Source organism: Microbacterium sp. A8/3-1 (genome assembly GCF_040267695.1).
In the GTDB taxonomy this organism is placed as follows: Bacteria; Actinomycetota; Actinomycetes; order Actinomycetales; family Microbacteriaceae; genus Microbacterium; species Microbacterium luteolum.
Genome location: NZ_CP158357.1, coordinates 2,699,690 through 2,712,935 on the forward strand (window position 1 = coordinate 2,699,690; position 13,246 = coordinate 2,712,935).

Annotated in this window: 13 protein-coding genes; 1 reads left to right on the plus strand and 12 read right to left on the minus strand. The window is 71.4% G+C overall.

The features are described 5' to 3' along the window. Nucleotides 1-31: 31 nt before the first annotated feature. Genes panB through ABS642_RS13215 form a run of 4 tightly spaced genes read right to left on the minus strand, consistent with a single transcriptional unit; the run spans nucleotide 32 to nucleotide 2,881 of the window. Nucleotides 32-901: a 3-methyl-2-oxobutanoate hydroxymethyltransferase gene (gene panB, locus ABS642_RS13200; RefSeq protein ID WP_350350431.1), complete on the minus strand. Its 870-nt coding sequence runs from the start codon at nucleotides 899-901 to the stop codon at nucleotides 32-34. Further along, nucleotides 898-1,290: an aspartate 1-decarboxylase gene (panD, locus tag ABS642_RS13205; protein WP_350350432.1), complete on the minus strand. Its 393-nt coding sequence runs from the start codon at nucleotides 1,288-1,290 to the stop codon at nucleotides 898-900. Before panD ends, panB begins: the two co-directional genes overlap by 4 nt. Next, nucleotides 1,290-2,147, minus strand: coding sequence for a pantoate--beta-alanine ligase (gene panC / locus ABS642_RS13210; protein ID WP_350350433.1), 858 nt, complete (start codon nucleotides 2,145-2,147; stop codon nucleotides 1,290-1,292). Before panC ends, panD begins: the two co-directional genes overlap by 1 nt. Continuing rightward, complete coding sequence (locus ABS642_RS13215; protein ID WP_350350434.1) at nucleotides 2,144-2,881, minus strand: Rossmann-like and DUF2520 domain-containing protein; 738 nt, start codon at nucleotides 2,879-2,881, stop codon at nucleotides 2,144-2,146. Before ABS642_RS13215 ends, panC begins: the two co-directional genes overlap by 4 nt. 251 nt (nucleotides 2,882-3,132) lie before the next feature. Here ABS642_RS13215 and ABS642_RS13220 point away from each other — a divergent pair, with 251 nt between their 5' ends. Beyond that, the gene (locus ABS642_RS13220) at nucleotides 3,133-5,028 is read left to right on the plus strand and encodes a beta-L-arabinofuranosidase domain-containing protein (RefSeq protein WP_350350435.1); all 1,896 of its coding nucleotides are present in this window, start codon (nucleotides 3,133-3,135) and stop codon (nucleotides 5,026-5,028) included. Nucleotides 5,029-5,151: 123 nt separating this feature from the next. On the opposite strand, the gene ABS642_RS13225 is transcribed toward ABS642_RS13220, so the two are convergent. The 8 genes from ABS642_RS13225 to ABS642_RS13260 are packed head-to-tail and all read right to left on the minus strand — an operon-like array spanning nucleotide 5,152 to nucleotide 13,166. Then, nucleotides 5,152-6,606, minus strand: coding sequence for an aldehyde dehydrogenase (NADP(+)) (locus tag ABS642_RS13225; protein WP_350350436.1), 1,455 nt, complete (start codon nucleotides 6,604-6,606; stop codon nucleotides 5,152-5,154). Beyond that, the gene (locus ABS642_RS13230) at nucleotides 6,603-8,090 is read right to left on the minus strand and encodes an NAD(P)/FAD-dependent oxidoreductase (protein WP_350350437.1); all 1,488 of its coding nucleotides are present in this window, start codon (nucleotides 8,088-8,090) and stop codon (nucleotides 6,603-6,605) included. Before ABS642_RS13230 ends, ABS642_RS13225 begins: the two co-directional genes overlap by 4 nt. Then, nucleotides 8,083-8,397 (minus strand): (2Fe-2S)-binding protein, encoded by a 315-nt coding sequence (locus ABS642_RS13235; protein ID WP_350350438.1) that lies wholly within the window; start codon nucleotides 8,395-8,397, stop codon nucleotides 8,083-8,085. Before ABS642_RS13235 ends, ABS642_RS13230 begins: the two co-directional genes overlap by 8 nt. After that, nucleotides 8,394-9,560 carry an FAD-dependent oxidoreductase gene (locus ABS642_RS13240; RefSeq protein WP_350350439.1) on the minus strand — a complete coding sequence of 389 codons (1,167 nt, stop codon included), beginning with the start codon at nucleotides 9,558-9,560 and terminating at the stop codon, nucleotides 8,394-8,396. Before ABS642_RS13240 ends, ABS642_RS13235 begins: the two co-directional genes overlap by 4 nt. After that, nucleotides 9,557-10,264, minus strand: coding sequence for a GntR family transcriptional regulator (locus ABS642_RS13245; RefSeq protein WP_350350440.1), 708 nt, complete (start codon nucleotides 10,262-10,264; stop codon nucleotides 9,557-9,559). Before ABS642_RS13245 ends, ABS642_RS13240 begins: the two co-directional genes overlap by 4 nt. After that, complete coding sequence (locus tag ABS642_RS13250) at nucleotides 10,251-11,246, minus strand: ornithine cyclodeaminase family protein (protein ID WP_350350441.1); 996 nt, start codon at nucleotides 11,244-11,246, stop codon at nucleotides 10,251-10,253. Before ABS642_RS13250 ends, ABS642_RS13245 begins: the two co-directional genes overlap by 14 nt. Further along, nucleotides 11,243-12,244, minus strand: a complete 1,002-nt coding sequence (locus ABS642_RS13255; protein ID WP_350350442.1) for a proline racemase family protein — start codon at nucleotides 12,242-12,244, stop codon at nucleotides 11,243-11,245. The genes ABS642_RS13250 and ABS642_RS13255 overlap by 4 nt, the downstream gene beginning before the upstream one ends. Before the next feature lie 13 nt (nucleotides 12,245-12,257). Further along, nucleotides 12,258-13,166, minus strand: coding sequence for a dihydrodipicolinate synthase family protein (locus tag ABS642_RS13260; RefSeq protein WP_350350443.1), 909 nt, complete (start codon nucleotides 13,164-13,166; stop codon nucleotides 12,258-12,260). Nucleotides 13,167-13,246 lie beyond the last annotated feature (80 nt).

Sequence of the window (13,246 nt, forward strand, 5' to 3'; positions counted from 1 at the left end):
CGCGCCGAACAGACGGATGCCGCGCCGTCGGCTACCTCCCCGCGAGCAGCTCCCGCAGGCGCGCAGCCTCGTCCGCCGGCATCGCGTACCCGTGCTCGACCCCCGGATACACCCCGCCGCGCACCTCTGCCGCATACTCCGACACCCCGGCGACCGCCGCGTCGCGCAGCTCCGCGTAGCGCTTCACGAACTTCGCCGCGCCACCGTCGTACAGCCCGAGCAGGTCGTGGAACACGAGCACCTGGCCGTCGGCATCCGCTCCCGCTCCGATGCCGATGACCGGGATGTCGAGCAGGGGCACGAGCGCCGCAGTGACCTCCGACGGCACCGCCTCGATCACGACCAGAGAGCAGCCGGCATCCTGCAGGGCGAGGGCATCGTCGATCACGGCGAGCGCGGCATCCGCGGTGCGTCCCTGCGCGCGGTAGCCGCCGAGGGCCGTGGCGGTCTGCGGTGTGAGGCCGACGTGACCCACCACCGGGATGCCGGCCCGCACGAGCGCCCGCGCCCTGTCGACGGTCGCTCCGCCGCGCTCGATCTTGACGAGGTCGCACCCGGCTTCCTTGATGAAGCGCTGCGCGGTCGCGATCGCGAGCTCGTCGGACGCCTCATACGACCCGAACGGCAGGTCGCCGACGAGCAGCGGCACAGTCAGCCCGCGCCGGACCGCCTTCGTCAGCATGAGCATCTCGTCGACCGTCACCGGGACCGTGCTCTCGTAGCCGAGCACGGTCATCGCGGCCGAGTCGCCGACGAGGACCATGTCGACTCCGGCCTCCTCGACGATCTGCGCGCTCGGGTGATCGTAGGCGGTGACCATGACGATCGGATCGCCGGCATCCTTCTTCGCGGCGAGGCTCGCGAGGGTGACGCGCTTGCGGGGTGCCGCGTGCGCGCTCACAGCGCTGCCTCCGTCAGCAGCCGGTCGACGGCGTCGTCGACCTGGATGATGCTGTTCGCCCGGTCGACGTGCACGACGGTCGGCGAGTACTCCGCGAGGTCTTCTGCGGAGTAGTCGGCGTAGGAGATGACGATGATCGTGTCGCCCGTGTGCACGAGGCGGGCGGCCGCGCCGTTGACCTGGATGACGCCGGACCCGCGTTCGCCCACGAGCGTGTAGGTCTCGAAGCGCGCGCCGTTGTCGACGTCGACCACGTGCACCTGCTCGTGCGGGAGGATGTCGGCGGCCTCGAGCAGGTCGGGGTCGACGGTGATCGAGCCGACGTAGTGGAGGTCGCTGCCGGTGACGGTCGCGCGGTGGATCTTCGACTTCAGCATGGTGCGTCGCATCAGCGGCCCTTCGTAGCGGAGAGGGTGTGGTTGTCGATCAGTCGAGCCGCGCCCACGCGGGCGGCGACCGCGAGTAGGGCATCGCCATCGACGCGCGTGACGGATTCCAGGGTCTCGGCGTCGCGGAGTTCGAGGTAGTCGGGCGTGATCCCGGCCTCGGCGAGCACGCGGTGGGCGGCGGACAGGATGCTGTCGCCGTCGCGCTCCCCCGCCTCGAAGACGGATGCCGCGCCGTCGAGCGCCCGGTTCAACGCGGTCGCCTGTGCGCGAGAATCCGCGTCGAGGTAGACGTTGCGCGAGCTCATGGCGAGTCCGTCGGCCTCGCGCACGATCGGGCAGGCCTCGATGCGCACGTCGAGGTCGAGGTCGCGCACGACGCGGCGGACGACGAGGACCTGCTGCGCATCCTTCTGCCCGAAGTACGCGACGTCGGGGCCGACGATGCCGAACAGCTTCGTGACGACCGTGGCGACGCCGTCGAAGTGGTGCGTGCCGCGACTCGCGCCGTCGAGCACCTCGGTGAGGCCCGAGACATGGATCGTGGTCGCGAATCCGTCGGGGTAGATCTCGGATGCCGCAGGCGCGAACAGGATGTCGCCGCCCTCGGTCTCGGCGAGCGCGGCGTCGCGGGCCTCGTCGCGCGGGTAGGCGCCGAGGTCTTCGTTCGCACCGAACTGGGTCGGGTTGACGAAGAGCGAGACGACGACGAGGTCGTTCTGCTCGCGCGCGCGGCGCATGAGCGAGAGATGACCTTCGTGGAAGGCACCCATCGTGGGGACGAGACCGACGCTCTTGTCGGCGCGCCGGGCTTCGCGGACCGCGGCCCGCACCTCGGTGATCGTACGGACGATCCTCATGCAGTTTCTTCCCTTGCTGCGATCGCACGCGTGGCGACGGCGAGTGCGTCGAAGAGGTCCTGGAACTCTCCGGATGCCGCGCGCTGCCGCGCGACCGTCGCCTCGTCGCCGCGGGCGATGGGTCCGGTGAGCGCGGCCCGGGCACCGCCGGCCACCCAGTTGTCGACGGTGCGGCGGACGAGCGGGGCGAGGAGGTCGCGCGCCTCGTCGGCGGGGATGCCGGCCTCGGAGGCGAGCTGTTCAGCGGCGTCGAGCACGGCGAGCACGAAGTTCGAGGAGAAGGATGCCGCCGCGTGATAGGTCGCGCGGTCGTCGTCGTCGACTCCGAAGGGGCGGGCTCCGAGGGCGCGGGCGAGCTGCTCGGCGGTCGCGAGTGCGTCGGGCGTGCGGCCGGCGACCGCGGCGCCGATGCCGTGGAACACATCGGGCGTCTCGGAGCCGGTGAAGGTCTGCAGCGGGTGGATGCTGAAGTCGACGTCGTCGAGCCGGGTCGCACCCGAGACATGGCCGACCAGCCGCGCGTGCGGGCGGGCGACGAACGCGACTGCGGCGATCGCGGCATCCGGAACGCAGAGCAGCGCGATGTCGACGGTCGGCATCGCCTGCTCGCGCCGGAGGGGCCCGAGCACCTGGTACCCCGCCGTGCGGAGCGCCCGGGCGAGGACGCCGCCGAGACGTCCGGCGCCGATCACGGCGATGGTCGTCTCAGGCGCGAGGGAGGAGGTGGTCTGCATGTCGATTCTCGGGCCGGAACGAGACGGCCGCGTTGCCAGAAGTATCCGCCCGGAGGCGCATCCGCTCCAAATCTGGGAGCATTCAGCCCACTATAGTTCCATTCAACTTAGCTAAGCGCTCATACATTCTCATGAAGCTTTGGCATTGTGATCTCCACCACATTCACCCTCGCACCGGCGAACCCGGTACAAGTACAATTGCACCACTCGGCGCACCACGGCGCGAGCACCACACGAAGCGAGGCCCGGACATGCCCGACGACCGCTGGATCAGTCGCGGACCCCTCGGACAGACCAGGCACGGCGCGCGCCGTCCGCTCGCCGCGCCGCCCGCCATCGCCCGCGGACAGGTGCACGCCTGGCATCAGCGCAATCGGCAGGTCACCCTGCCCCACGGGATGGCGATGCTCGAGGAGTACGGCAACCTCGACAACCTGCGGCGTCTCACCGGCGAGACCGACGCCGACTTCCGCGGCATGCTGTTCGCCGACTCCGACATCTACAAGACGCTGGAAGCCGCCGCCTGGGAGATGGGCAGGGAAGCGGATGCCGGACTCCGGGCTTTCTTCGACCGCACGGTCGACCTGATCGAGCGCGCGCAGCAGGAAGACGGCTACCTCGACTCGGCCTACCTCGGCAGAGACGACCGTCTTCCGTGGAGCGACTTCGCCCAGGGGCACGAGCTCTACTGCCTCGGTCACCTGATCCAGGCCGCGGTCGCCGCGCATCGCGCCATCGCCGACGATCGCCTGCTCGGGGTCGCCGAGCGCTTTGTCGCGCACGTCGTGGACAGGATCGGCTCCGATGACGCGGTCGAGTACTGCGGGCATCCGCTCGTCGAAGCAGCACTCGTGGAGCTTCATCGCACGACCGGAGCCGAGGCTCCGCTGCGCCTGGCCGAAGCCTTCGTGCGCCGCCGCGGCGCAGGGTTCCTCCGCGGCGTGACCTTCGGCGCGGCCTACTACCAGGACGAGCAGCCCGCCCTCCAGGCCACCACGATGCGGGGCCACGCGGTCCGGGCCCTCTACCTGAACCAGGGGATCACCGACCTGTACCTCGAGACCGGCGACCCGGCGATGCTCGACACGATGCGCACGCAGTGGGACGACCTCGTCGAACGGCGGATGTACGTCACCGGCGGCACGGGAGCCCGCCACGAGGACGAGGCCTTCGGCGAGGCATTCGAGCTGCCGCCAGACCGCGCATACGCCGAGACGTGCGCGGGCGTCGCCCTGTTCGGCTGGGCATGGCGGATGTACCTGGCCACCGGGGCGGCCTCGTGCCTCGACGTCGCCGAGACGGCCCTGTACAACGTCGTCGCGGCCGGGATCTCCGCACACGGAGATTCGTTCACCTACGTCAACCCGCTCCAGGTGCGCGACGAGCGTCCGTACGGCGGAGCCGCCCCCGACGCACGCCGCCGGTGGTTCAGCTGCGCCTGCTGTCCGCCGAACCTGATGCGTACCTTCGCCACGCTCGAGCATCACCTCGCCGCCGAGCGGACGGACGGCCTGGACATCGCCCTCTACGCCTCCGCCACCGTGCAGGCGCACGGCGCGACCGTGGAGATCGACACGGCCTACCCCGCCGACGGACTCATCCGCATCCGGGTGCACGGGGATGCGGAAGACGGATGCCGTCGGCTCGCGCTGCGCGTGCCCGGCTGGGCGACCGGTGAATCCGTGACGCTGCGCCGGAACGGCGTCGACATCGCGCCGCGCATCGAGGACGGGTGGATCGTCGTCGACGACGCCCTCCTCGACGGCACGGCACTGGAGCTGCGGCTGCCGGTGCAGACCACCGTCATCCACCCGAACCCGCGCATCGATGCGGTGCGTGGCACCGTGGCCGTGCGTCGTGGCCCCGTCGTCTACTGCGCGGTCGGCGACGTCGACGGCCTCACGATCGACCCCGCGAGCGTCGCGGCGGCGAAGAGCACCACCGCCGAATCCGCTCAGGGTCGCGAAGGCCGCATCGCTCTCGGACCTCGGCTGGAGCTCGCCGGGCACCGCGACGCAGCCGCGTCGGCGCCGCTCTACTCGTCGAGCGCGCCGGATCCCGCGAGCACGCCCGCCACCGTCGAACTCCGCCCGTTCGCGGAGTTCGACGGGGGTGCGGCGATGCGGGTGTGGCTGCCGACCGCCTGAGCCCGGGTGGGGAAACCCAGACCACCATGCGCGGACGCGGCGTGTCCGCCGGCGGCACGCCGGGCAGCATCCGCTTGGTCTGGGTTTCCCCTCACCAAGCCCGTGCCGGCGGCCCCTGACGTCTCAGGGCAGGACCACGACCCCGTCCACGCGACGCACGATGCGCAGCGGGTTCGCCTCCTTGAGAGCATCCGGCAGCAGGCTCTCCGGCACGTTCTGGTAGGCCACCGGCCGCAGGAACCGCGTGATCGCGGCCATGCCCACCGACGTCGAACCCACCGCGGTCGTCGCCGGATACGGTCCTCCGTGCTGCTGGGCCCAGGTCACCGAGACCCCGGTCGGCCACTGGTTCCAGAGCACGCGCCCGGCCCGCTCGGAGAGCGCCGCGATGAGCTCCGGTGCGATCTCGTCGTCGTCCCGGCCGATCACCGTGGCCGTCAGCTGCCCCTCGAGCCGCGCCGCGATCTCCACCAGCTCGCTCTCGTCCTGATAGGTCACGACGAGAGCGGCGGGGCCGAAGATCTCGGACATCAAGGTGTCCATCTGCGCGCGGAGCGTCTCGGCCGTCGTGGCGAGGAGCACGGGCACCGGCGCCTCGCCGTCGGCTCCGATCACGACCGTGCGCACCCCGTCGACGGCTCGCGCCGTGGCGAGCGACTCGCGGAAACCGTTCTCGATCCCGCCGTTCAGCAGCGGCGCCGCCGGCAGCTCCTGGGCCTCGAGCTCGGCGATGAGCGACGAATCCGCCGGGACGAAGAGCACGCCGGGCTTGGTGCACAGCTGCCCGGCGCTGCCGGTGACGGATGCGACGAAGTCGCGCGCGATGCCCGCGGCATCCTGCTCCGCCGCCCGCCGCGTGACGAACGCGGGGTTGGTGCTCCCCAGCTCGCCGTAGAACGGGATGGGCTCCGGCCGGGCGTTGGCGATGTCGAACAGCGCGCGTCCGCCCCGCACCGACCCGGTGAATCCCGCGGCCTTGATCGCGGGCGCCTGAAGCGCCTGCACGCCGGCCTCGGTGCCGTAGATCGTCTGGAAAAGGCCGTCGGGGGCGCCGGCGGCAGCGAGCGCATCGACGACGACGGACGTGGTCGCCGCCGAGAGGTCCGGATGCCCGTGGTGAGCCTTGAGCACGACCGCGTTCCCGGCGGCGAGCGCACTCGCCGTGTCGCCGCCCGCCACGGAGAAGGCGAACGGGAAGTTGCTCGCGGCGAAGACGAGGGTCGGTCCGATCGGCTCCAGCTGGCGACGGAGATCGGGACGCGGAGCACCCATCGGCCACTCGGCATCCGCATGATCGATCCGTGCGTCGAGCCAGAGGCCCTCGGGCAGCATCTCGGCGAACATCCGCAGCTGGAAGCTGGTGCGACGCAGCTCTCCGCGCAGACGCGGCTCGGCGAGGTGGGTCTCACGCTGCGCGACCGGGATCAGCTCGTCCGCGTGCGCGTCGAGGGCGTCGGCCACGGCGACCAGCACTCGCGCGCGCTCGGCGATCGCGGTGCGCTTCCACTGCTCCGATGCGCGCGCGGCGCGCGTGACGATCCGGTCCACATCGGTCGCGGTCGTGTCCTGCATGCTCATGTCTCCTCCTGAGAACGGTGGTGCGGCTCGAGCGCGGCGAGATCGCCGAGCGAGACGGGCACGCCCACCTGTCGATTGGTCAATGATTCGAGTGCGGCGGCATCGACGTCGCGGCCGGTACCGGTGGCGACGAGCTTCGAGAGTGCGAAGCCGCAGACCCTGCCCTGGCACAGCCCCATCCCCGGCCGCGCCGTGACGCGCACGTCGCGGGCATCGTCGGCGTGCAGCGTTCCCACGGCATCCGACACCTCGGCGGCGGTGACCTCTTCGCACCGGCAGACGTGCGTCTCAGGGGCCAGCCACTCGCTCCAGGCCGCAGGAACGGGACTCGCCCGGTGCATGCCGACCGCGAAACGTCGACCTCGCCGCAGACGCCGACGGTGCCGGGTCATGCGCGCCCGGTCGACGCGGCGGCCGAGGTCCTGCGCGGCGGCGGCCCCTGCGAGCTCGCCCTCGGCGCACGAGGCGATCGCTCCGCCGATCCCGGTGACCTCGCCGGCGGCGAACACGAGCGGATCGGAGGTGCGCATGTCGTCGTCGACCTCGACGACGAGCGACTCGTCGACGTCGACGACTGTGCGCAGCCCGAGGCCGACGGCGATCTCCAGCTGCGGGGTGAATCCCCATCCGAAAGCGACGAGGTCGGCAGCGACGGTGCGGGAAGTGCCGGGCCGCACGCGGCCGGCGCCGTCGACGCGCGCCAGCTCGACCTCGGAGACCCGGCCTCCGCCGCGCACGGCGGTGACCACGGTGCGCGTGCGCAGCGGCACGCGATGCCGGAGGAAGGTGGCCGCGTACTGCGCCCCCTCCCAGAGCTTCCCCGGCTCCTGGAGTGCGCGCAGCGGCGTGGCCACCCAGCGCGACAGGGCGTTCGCGTCGACGACCTCCACGACCTCGACTCCGGCGGCGGCGAGCCCGGCGGCGACCGACAGCAGGAACGGGCCGGTGCCGGCCACGACCGCGCGTCGACCGGCCCGCACCTGGTTCGCCTTGAGCATCGCCTGCACGCCGCCAGCGGCCATGACCCCGGGCAGCGTCCATCCGGGAACGGGCAGCTGACGGTCGTAGGCTCCGGTCGCGATCACGAGTCGACGCGCCCAGGTCGTGCGGTCGAGGAGCGGCACGGCATCCGCGCCGGTGACCGCGTTCGTGCGCAGGGCCACCCGGTCGCCGAAGCTGTCGGTGCGCCACACCTGTCGCCCGGCGACATGCCGGAGACGCCCGGCGGCCACCGCCGAGGCCAGCCGATCGCGAAGGTCGGTGTAGTGCCGCCAGTGGTGATGCCCGGTGTCCTCCGGAGCCGCGAACGCGTCGCGGTGCCGCTCGTCCGGATGCCGCCAGTACTGGCCGCCCGTCTGCGCGCCCGCGTCGATCAGCACGACCTGCAGACCGTGCTCGGCGGCGACGACCGCGGCACTGAGGCCCGCGGGGCCGGCGCCGATGACGGCGACGTCGGCGATGGTCGCGGCGTCCGACTCAGTCATGGGATCCCTCCGGCAGCGGAAGCGGTTCGTCGGGGTCGGAGCTGCGCACGTCCTGTCCGTCGCAGGCCTCTGCGAGGCAGGCGCGCTGGGTGCGGATGCCGTCGACGGTGACGAGGCAGTCGAAGCAGACCCCGATGCCGCAGAAGAGGCCGCGCGGGGCCCGGTCGCGACGGGTCGTGCGCCACGAGACGATGCCCGCCGCGGCGAGCGCGCCCCCGATGGTCTGCCCCGGGGCGAACGGCACAGGCGTGCCGTCGAACGTGAGCGTGTTCTCGGCATCCGCCCCGGTGGCCTGTGCGCGGGTCATGCCGCGACCAGTCCCTCGAGTCGATCCGGTCGGAAGGGGGCGAGGTCGAGATCGGTCGTCTCGGCCCGCAGCGCCTGCGCGAGCAGCTTGCCCGTGCCGACCGAGAGTCCGACACCCGCGCCCTCGTGACCCGCCGCGTGCCAGAGACCGGGCAGGCGGCCGTCCTCGCCGATGGCGGGCAGATGGTCGGGGCAGTACGGTCGGAACCCCGAGTATGCGCGCTGCACCCCGACATCGCGCAGCGCGGGGAACAGGCCGAGGCCGCTCTTCGCGATGCGGGCGACGGCCTCGGCGGAGAAGGAGGAGTCGAAGCCGACCCGCTCGCGGCTCGCGCCCAAGAGGATCGTTCCGCTGGGCGTGCCCTCGACAACCGGGGAGACCTGCAGCCCGGCATCCGAACTGGCGACATCGCCGACGTACTCCGCCGCATAGACCTTGTGGTGCACCGTCACCGGCACGGGCTCCGTGACCAGCACGAATCCGCGACGCGGCAGCACCGGGAGATGCACACCCGCGAGTGCGGCGATCTCGCCGCTCCAGGGGCCGGCGCAGTTGACGATCGCGCCGGCGGAGATGTGCCCGAGCGAGGTGTCGACGCCGACGGCTCTGCCGCCGGAGGTGCGGATGCCGTGCACCGTGGTGCCGGTGTGCAGCTGCGCACCGTGCTCCCGGGCGAGCCGCAGCAGGTGATGGGTCGCCAGCAGCGGCTGCACCTGTGCGTCGTCGGGGTAGAACGCACCGCCGGCGAGGGCGGGGTTGATGTACGGTTCGAGCTCGCGGAGACCGGCGTAGTCGTCGATGATCTCGGCGCGGATCCCCAGTTCGCGCTGATGGGCGACGAGGTCGACCAGGCCGCTCATGCTCGCGGTGCTGCCGGCGACGACGAGCCCGCCCTTCGACTCGAACTCCCAGAGGGCCGCGTGCTCGGCGAGATCCTCGCGCCACACGCGCTGCGAGTAGAGCGACAGCTCGAGCTCCGGGCCGACCTCCTTGTCTGAGACGAGGATGTTCCCCTCGCAGCGGCTGCTCGTGCCCGAGGCGATGGAACCGCGCTCGACGACGATGGTGGAGAGGCCGGCGGCGGCGGCGAAGTACGCCGTCGCGGCACCGACGACTCCCGCGCCGACGATGACGACGTCGGCGCGTGCGGTCGATCCGTTCACTTCCCGATCGCCTCCGCGGGGTCGGGCTCCTCCACGGCGTGCCCGGACCAGTCGCCGCGGACGTGCTCGATGTGCGCGAAGACGAGGTCTCGCGCTCGGACCGCGTCGCCCGCCTCGATCGCATCCATGATCGTGTGATGCTCCTTGGCGGAGCTGGTCAGATGTCCGCGTTCGTACAGCTCGGAGAGGCCGAACAGCCGGGTCTGCGATCGCAGCGATTGGACGAGCTGGGTGAGGCGGGCGTTGCCGGCGTAGTTCAGGATCGCGAGGTGGAAGTCGCTGTCGGCGCTCAGGTACTCCACGAGATCGCCCCGCTCGGCCGCGGCGACGATGGCGTCGGCCTGACGGCGAAGGCCTGCGTGGGCGCTCTCCGGGATGAGCGGCGTCGCCTTCTCGACGGCCGGCGGCTCGAGGAAGAGGCGCAGCTCGGTGACCTCGGCGAGGTCGTGCGACGACACCTCGGTGACCCGGAACCCGCGGTTCGGCATGGCGACGACCAGCCCCTCGCGGACGAGGTCGAGCATGGCCTCGCGGATCGGCGTCGCCGAGATGCCGAACTCCTCGCCGAGACTCGGCGCGGAGTACACCCGGCCGGGCTGCATCTCCCCGCTGATGATCGCGGACCGCAGCGCCCGTGTCACGGTGTCGCGGATGCTGGGCTGCTTGCTGAGCCGCACGAGGCTCCGCACATCACTTCCGGACATCTGAGTCCCCCTCCCGAGGCATCGCGTCGGCGCTCTGCGCCGCCCGCAGGATCTCCGCCACCACGGCGAGATCCTCCCAGCTCATCCCGACGCCGGTGTAGACGGCGGGATGCCCCTCACGGCGCGCGAACGCACCCGTGACCAACTCTGGCAGATTGGCCACGGCCTGCCTACCTGCCTGCCACGCGTCGAGCTCTCTGGCCTGGAGCAGGTTGCCGTTCTCCCGGAAGGCCGAGGCCCTCGCCTCCACGACCAGGTCGGCGTCGGTCACGAGGTCGGCGGCCAGCTCCCGGTGGTCGGCACCGTGCGAGCCGATCGCCGCGACGACCGCGTCGTCGTCGACGTCCGCACGGGCGATGACCGGTTCCGACGACGAGGTCGCGGTGACGATCACGTCGGCGTCGCGCAGGTCGTGTCCGTCGCCGGGCTGCGCCGGGATGCCGTCGGCACGCAGCCGTGCGACGAGCTCGGCCACCCTGGTGCTGTTGCGACCACGGATGCCGACGGCGCCGATCGGCATCAGTGCGGCGAGCGTGCGCACGTGCGCCTCGGCCTGCGGGCCCGAGCCGAGCACGGCGAGCATGTCGATGTGCTCACGCGGGCCACGGCGGTCGGCGCGGAGCATCCCGCGCACCGCGACGGCGGTCACGGCCGGCGTGCGGAGCGTGGTCAGATGCGCGCCCTCGAGGATCGCGAGAGGACTGAGCGTCTCGGCATCGAACACCAGGTACCAGGCCTGGATCTTCGGCAGCCCGCGCTCGCTGTTGTGCGGGGCGATCGTGACGACCTTGATCCCGGCGTGCTCCGGCGACTGGGTCGGCATCAGCAGGAACTCGCCGCGGTCCAGCGGGCTGAACAGCCGCGGGGAGTCCGACTCCACGTCCACGCCGTCGCGCAGGGCCGCCTCGATCGCCGCGACGGCACCCCGGCGGTCGAGCGCGGCGTCGATCGCGTCGACGCCGATGACGGGAACGGAGGTCACAGCACGAAACCTCGCGGGAACGGGTCGCTGGGGTCGAGCATGTACTGCGCCGTGCCGGTCACCCAGGCACGGCCGGTGATGGTCGGGATGACGGCGGGGATGCCGGCGACCTCGGTCGTCTCGATGAGGCGCCCGATGAAGCTCGTGCCGATGAAGGACTCGTTACGGAAGTCCTGGTCGAGCGGCAGCTCGCCGCGGGCATGCAGCTGCGCCATGCGCGCGCTGGTGCCGGTGCCGCAGGGGGAGCGGTCGAACCAGCCGGGGTGGATGGCCATCGCGTGTCGCGAGTGCAGCGCCGTGGAGCCCGGCGCCTTCAAGTACACGTGGTGGCAGCCGCGGATGGTCGGGTCGATCGGATGCACCGGCGACCCGGCCTCCTCGATCGCGGCCATGATGCTCAGGCCGGCCTTCAGCAGCTCGTCTTTGTGCGCCCGGTCGAACGGCAGGCCGATCTGCTCGAGCGACACGATCGCGTAGAAGTTGCCGCCGAAGGCGAGGTCGTACTCGACGGTCCCGAGCCCTGGAACGTCCACGACCTGGTCCAGCGCGACAGCGAACGACGGCACGTTGCGGATCGTCACGCTGTCGGCGTGGCCGTCGGACACCTGCACCTCGGCGATCACCAGACCGGCCGGGGTGTCGAGGCGGATCGTGGTGACCGGCTCGACGACCGGCACCATGCCCGTCTCGACGAGCACGGTCGCCACGCCGATCGTGCCGTGCCCGCACATCGGCAGGCAGCCGGACACCTCGATGAAGAGCACGCCGAAGTCGGCATCCGGCCGCGTCGGCGGCTGCAGGATCGCCCCGCTCATCGCGCTGTGCCCGCGGGGCTCGTTCATCAGGAGCGTGCGCAGGTCATCGCTGTTCGCCATGAACCACTGCCGGCGCTCCTCCATGCTCGCCCCGGGCATCACCCCGACGCCGCCGACGATCACGCGCGTCGGCATCCCCTCGGTGTGGGAGTCGACGGCGTGGAAGACGCGCTGTGCTCGCATCGATGCCTCCGGATCAGCGGTAGCCCTTGGCCAGGACGGCCTCGGTGTCGGAGATGATACGCGTGCGGACCTCGTCCGGCAGCGGCAGGCGCGGCGGACGCGTCGTGATGCCGGCGGGTGCGACGCCGGCGACCTCCTGCGAGAGCTTGATCGCCTGGACGAACCAGGTCTTCGAGTCCCAGCGGAGCAGGGCGTGCAGGTCGCGGTACATCTCGTGAGCCTTGGCCCAGCTGGCCGGGTCGCCCGACGTCGCCAGGTTGTAGAGCTCGACGGTGGATGCCGGGATCGCGTTCGGGTATCCGGCGACCCAGCCGATGGCGCCGTTGATGCCGAGCTCCAGCACGACGTCGTCGGAGCCGATCGAGATGTCGAGGCCCGGGGCGAGCTCACGGATCTCGTACGCGTTGCGCACGTCGCCGGAGAACTCCTTGACCGAGACGATGAGGTCCTCGTCGAACAGCTGCGCGAGCAGCGCGGGACGCAGGTCGATCTTCGTGTCGATCGGGTTGTTGTACGCGAGGATCGGCAGGCCGACCGCGGCGACGCGGCGGTAGTGGTCGATGATCTCGGCGTCGCTCGCGCGGTAGGCGTTGGGCGGCAGGAGCATGACGGCCGGTGCGCCGTGCTCGGCGGCGTGCTCGGTGAGACGCACGCTCTCCATGGCACCGTAGGCGCCGACACCGGGGATCACGGCGACGCCCTCGGGGGCGGCCTCGACGGCGGTGAGGTACACGCGCTTGCGCTCCTCGTCCGTCAGCGTCTGGTACTCACCGAGGGAGCCGTTGGGGATGATGCCCGTCACGCCGTTGTCGGTGGTGAACCGGACGTGCTCGGCGTACGCGTCGTAGTTGACGGAGAAGTCCGGGTTGATCGGCAGAGTGGTCGCGAGGTTGACGCCGTGCCACGGCTTCTTTTCAGTCATGGATCAGAACTCCTGTGGTTTCGTTTGAGTACAATTGCAATGCTAGTGGGCGGGGCAAGGTTCTGTCCATGGCCGTCTTC

Coding starts and splice junctions, on each gene's coding strand:
- ABS642_RS13255 (WP_350350442.1), bottom strand. CDS start 12,244: ATGCGAGCACAGCGCGTCTTCCACGCCGTCGACTCCCACACCGAGGGG.
- ABS642_RS13230 (WP_350350437.1), bottom strand. CDS start 8,090: ATGACTGAGTCGGACGCCGCGACCATCGCCGACGTCGCCGTCATCGGC.
- ABS642_RS13260 (WP_350350443.1), bottom strand. CDS start 13,166: ATGACTGAAAAGAAGCCGTGGCACGGCGTCAACCTCGCGACCACTCTG.
- ABS642_RS13225 (WP_350350436.1), bottom strand. CDS start 6,606: ATGAGCATGCAGGACACGACCGCGACCGATGTGGACCGGATCGTCACG.
- ABS642_RS13220 (WP_350350435.1), top strand. CDS start 3,133: ATGCCCGACGACCGCTGGATCAGTCGCGGACCCCTCGGACAGACCAGG.
- ABS642_RS13215 (WP_350350434.1), bottom strand. CDS start 2,881: ATGCAGACCACCTCCTCCCTCGCGCCTGAGACGACCATCGCCGTGATC.
- ABS642_RS13245 (WP_350350440.1), bottom strand. CDS start 10,264: ATGTCCGGAAGTGATGTGCGGAGCCTCGTGCGGCTCAGCAAGCAGCCC.
- panD (WP_350350432.1), bottom strand. CDS start 1,290: ATGCGACGCACCATGCTGAAGTCGAAGATCCACCGCGCGACCGTCACC.
- ABS642_RS13235 (WP_350350438.1), bottom strand. CDS start 8,397: ATGACCCGCGCACAGGCCACCGGGGCGGATGCCGAGAACACGCTCACG.
- panC (WP_350350433.1), bottom strand. CDS start 2,147: ATGAGGATCGTCCGTACGATCACCGAGGTGCGGGCCGCGGTCCGCGAA.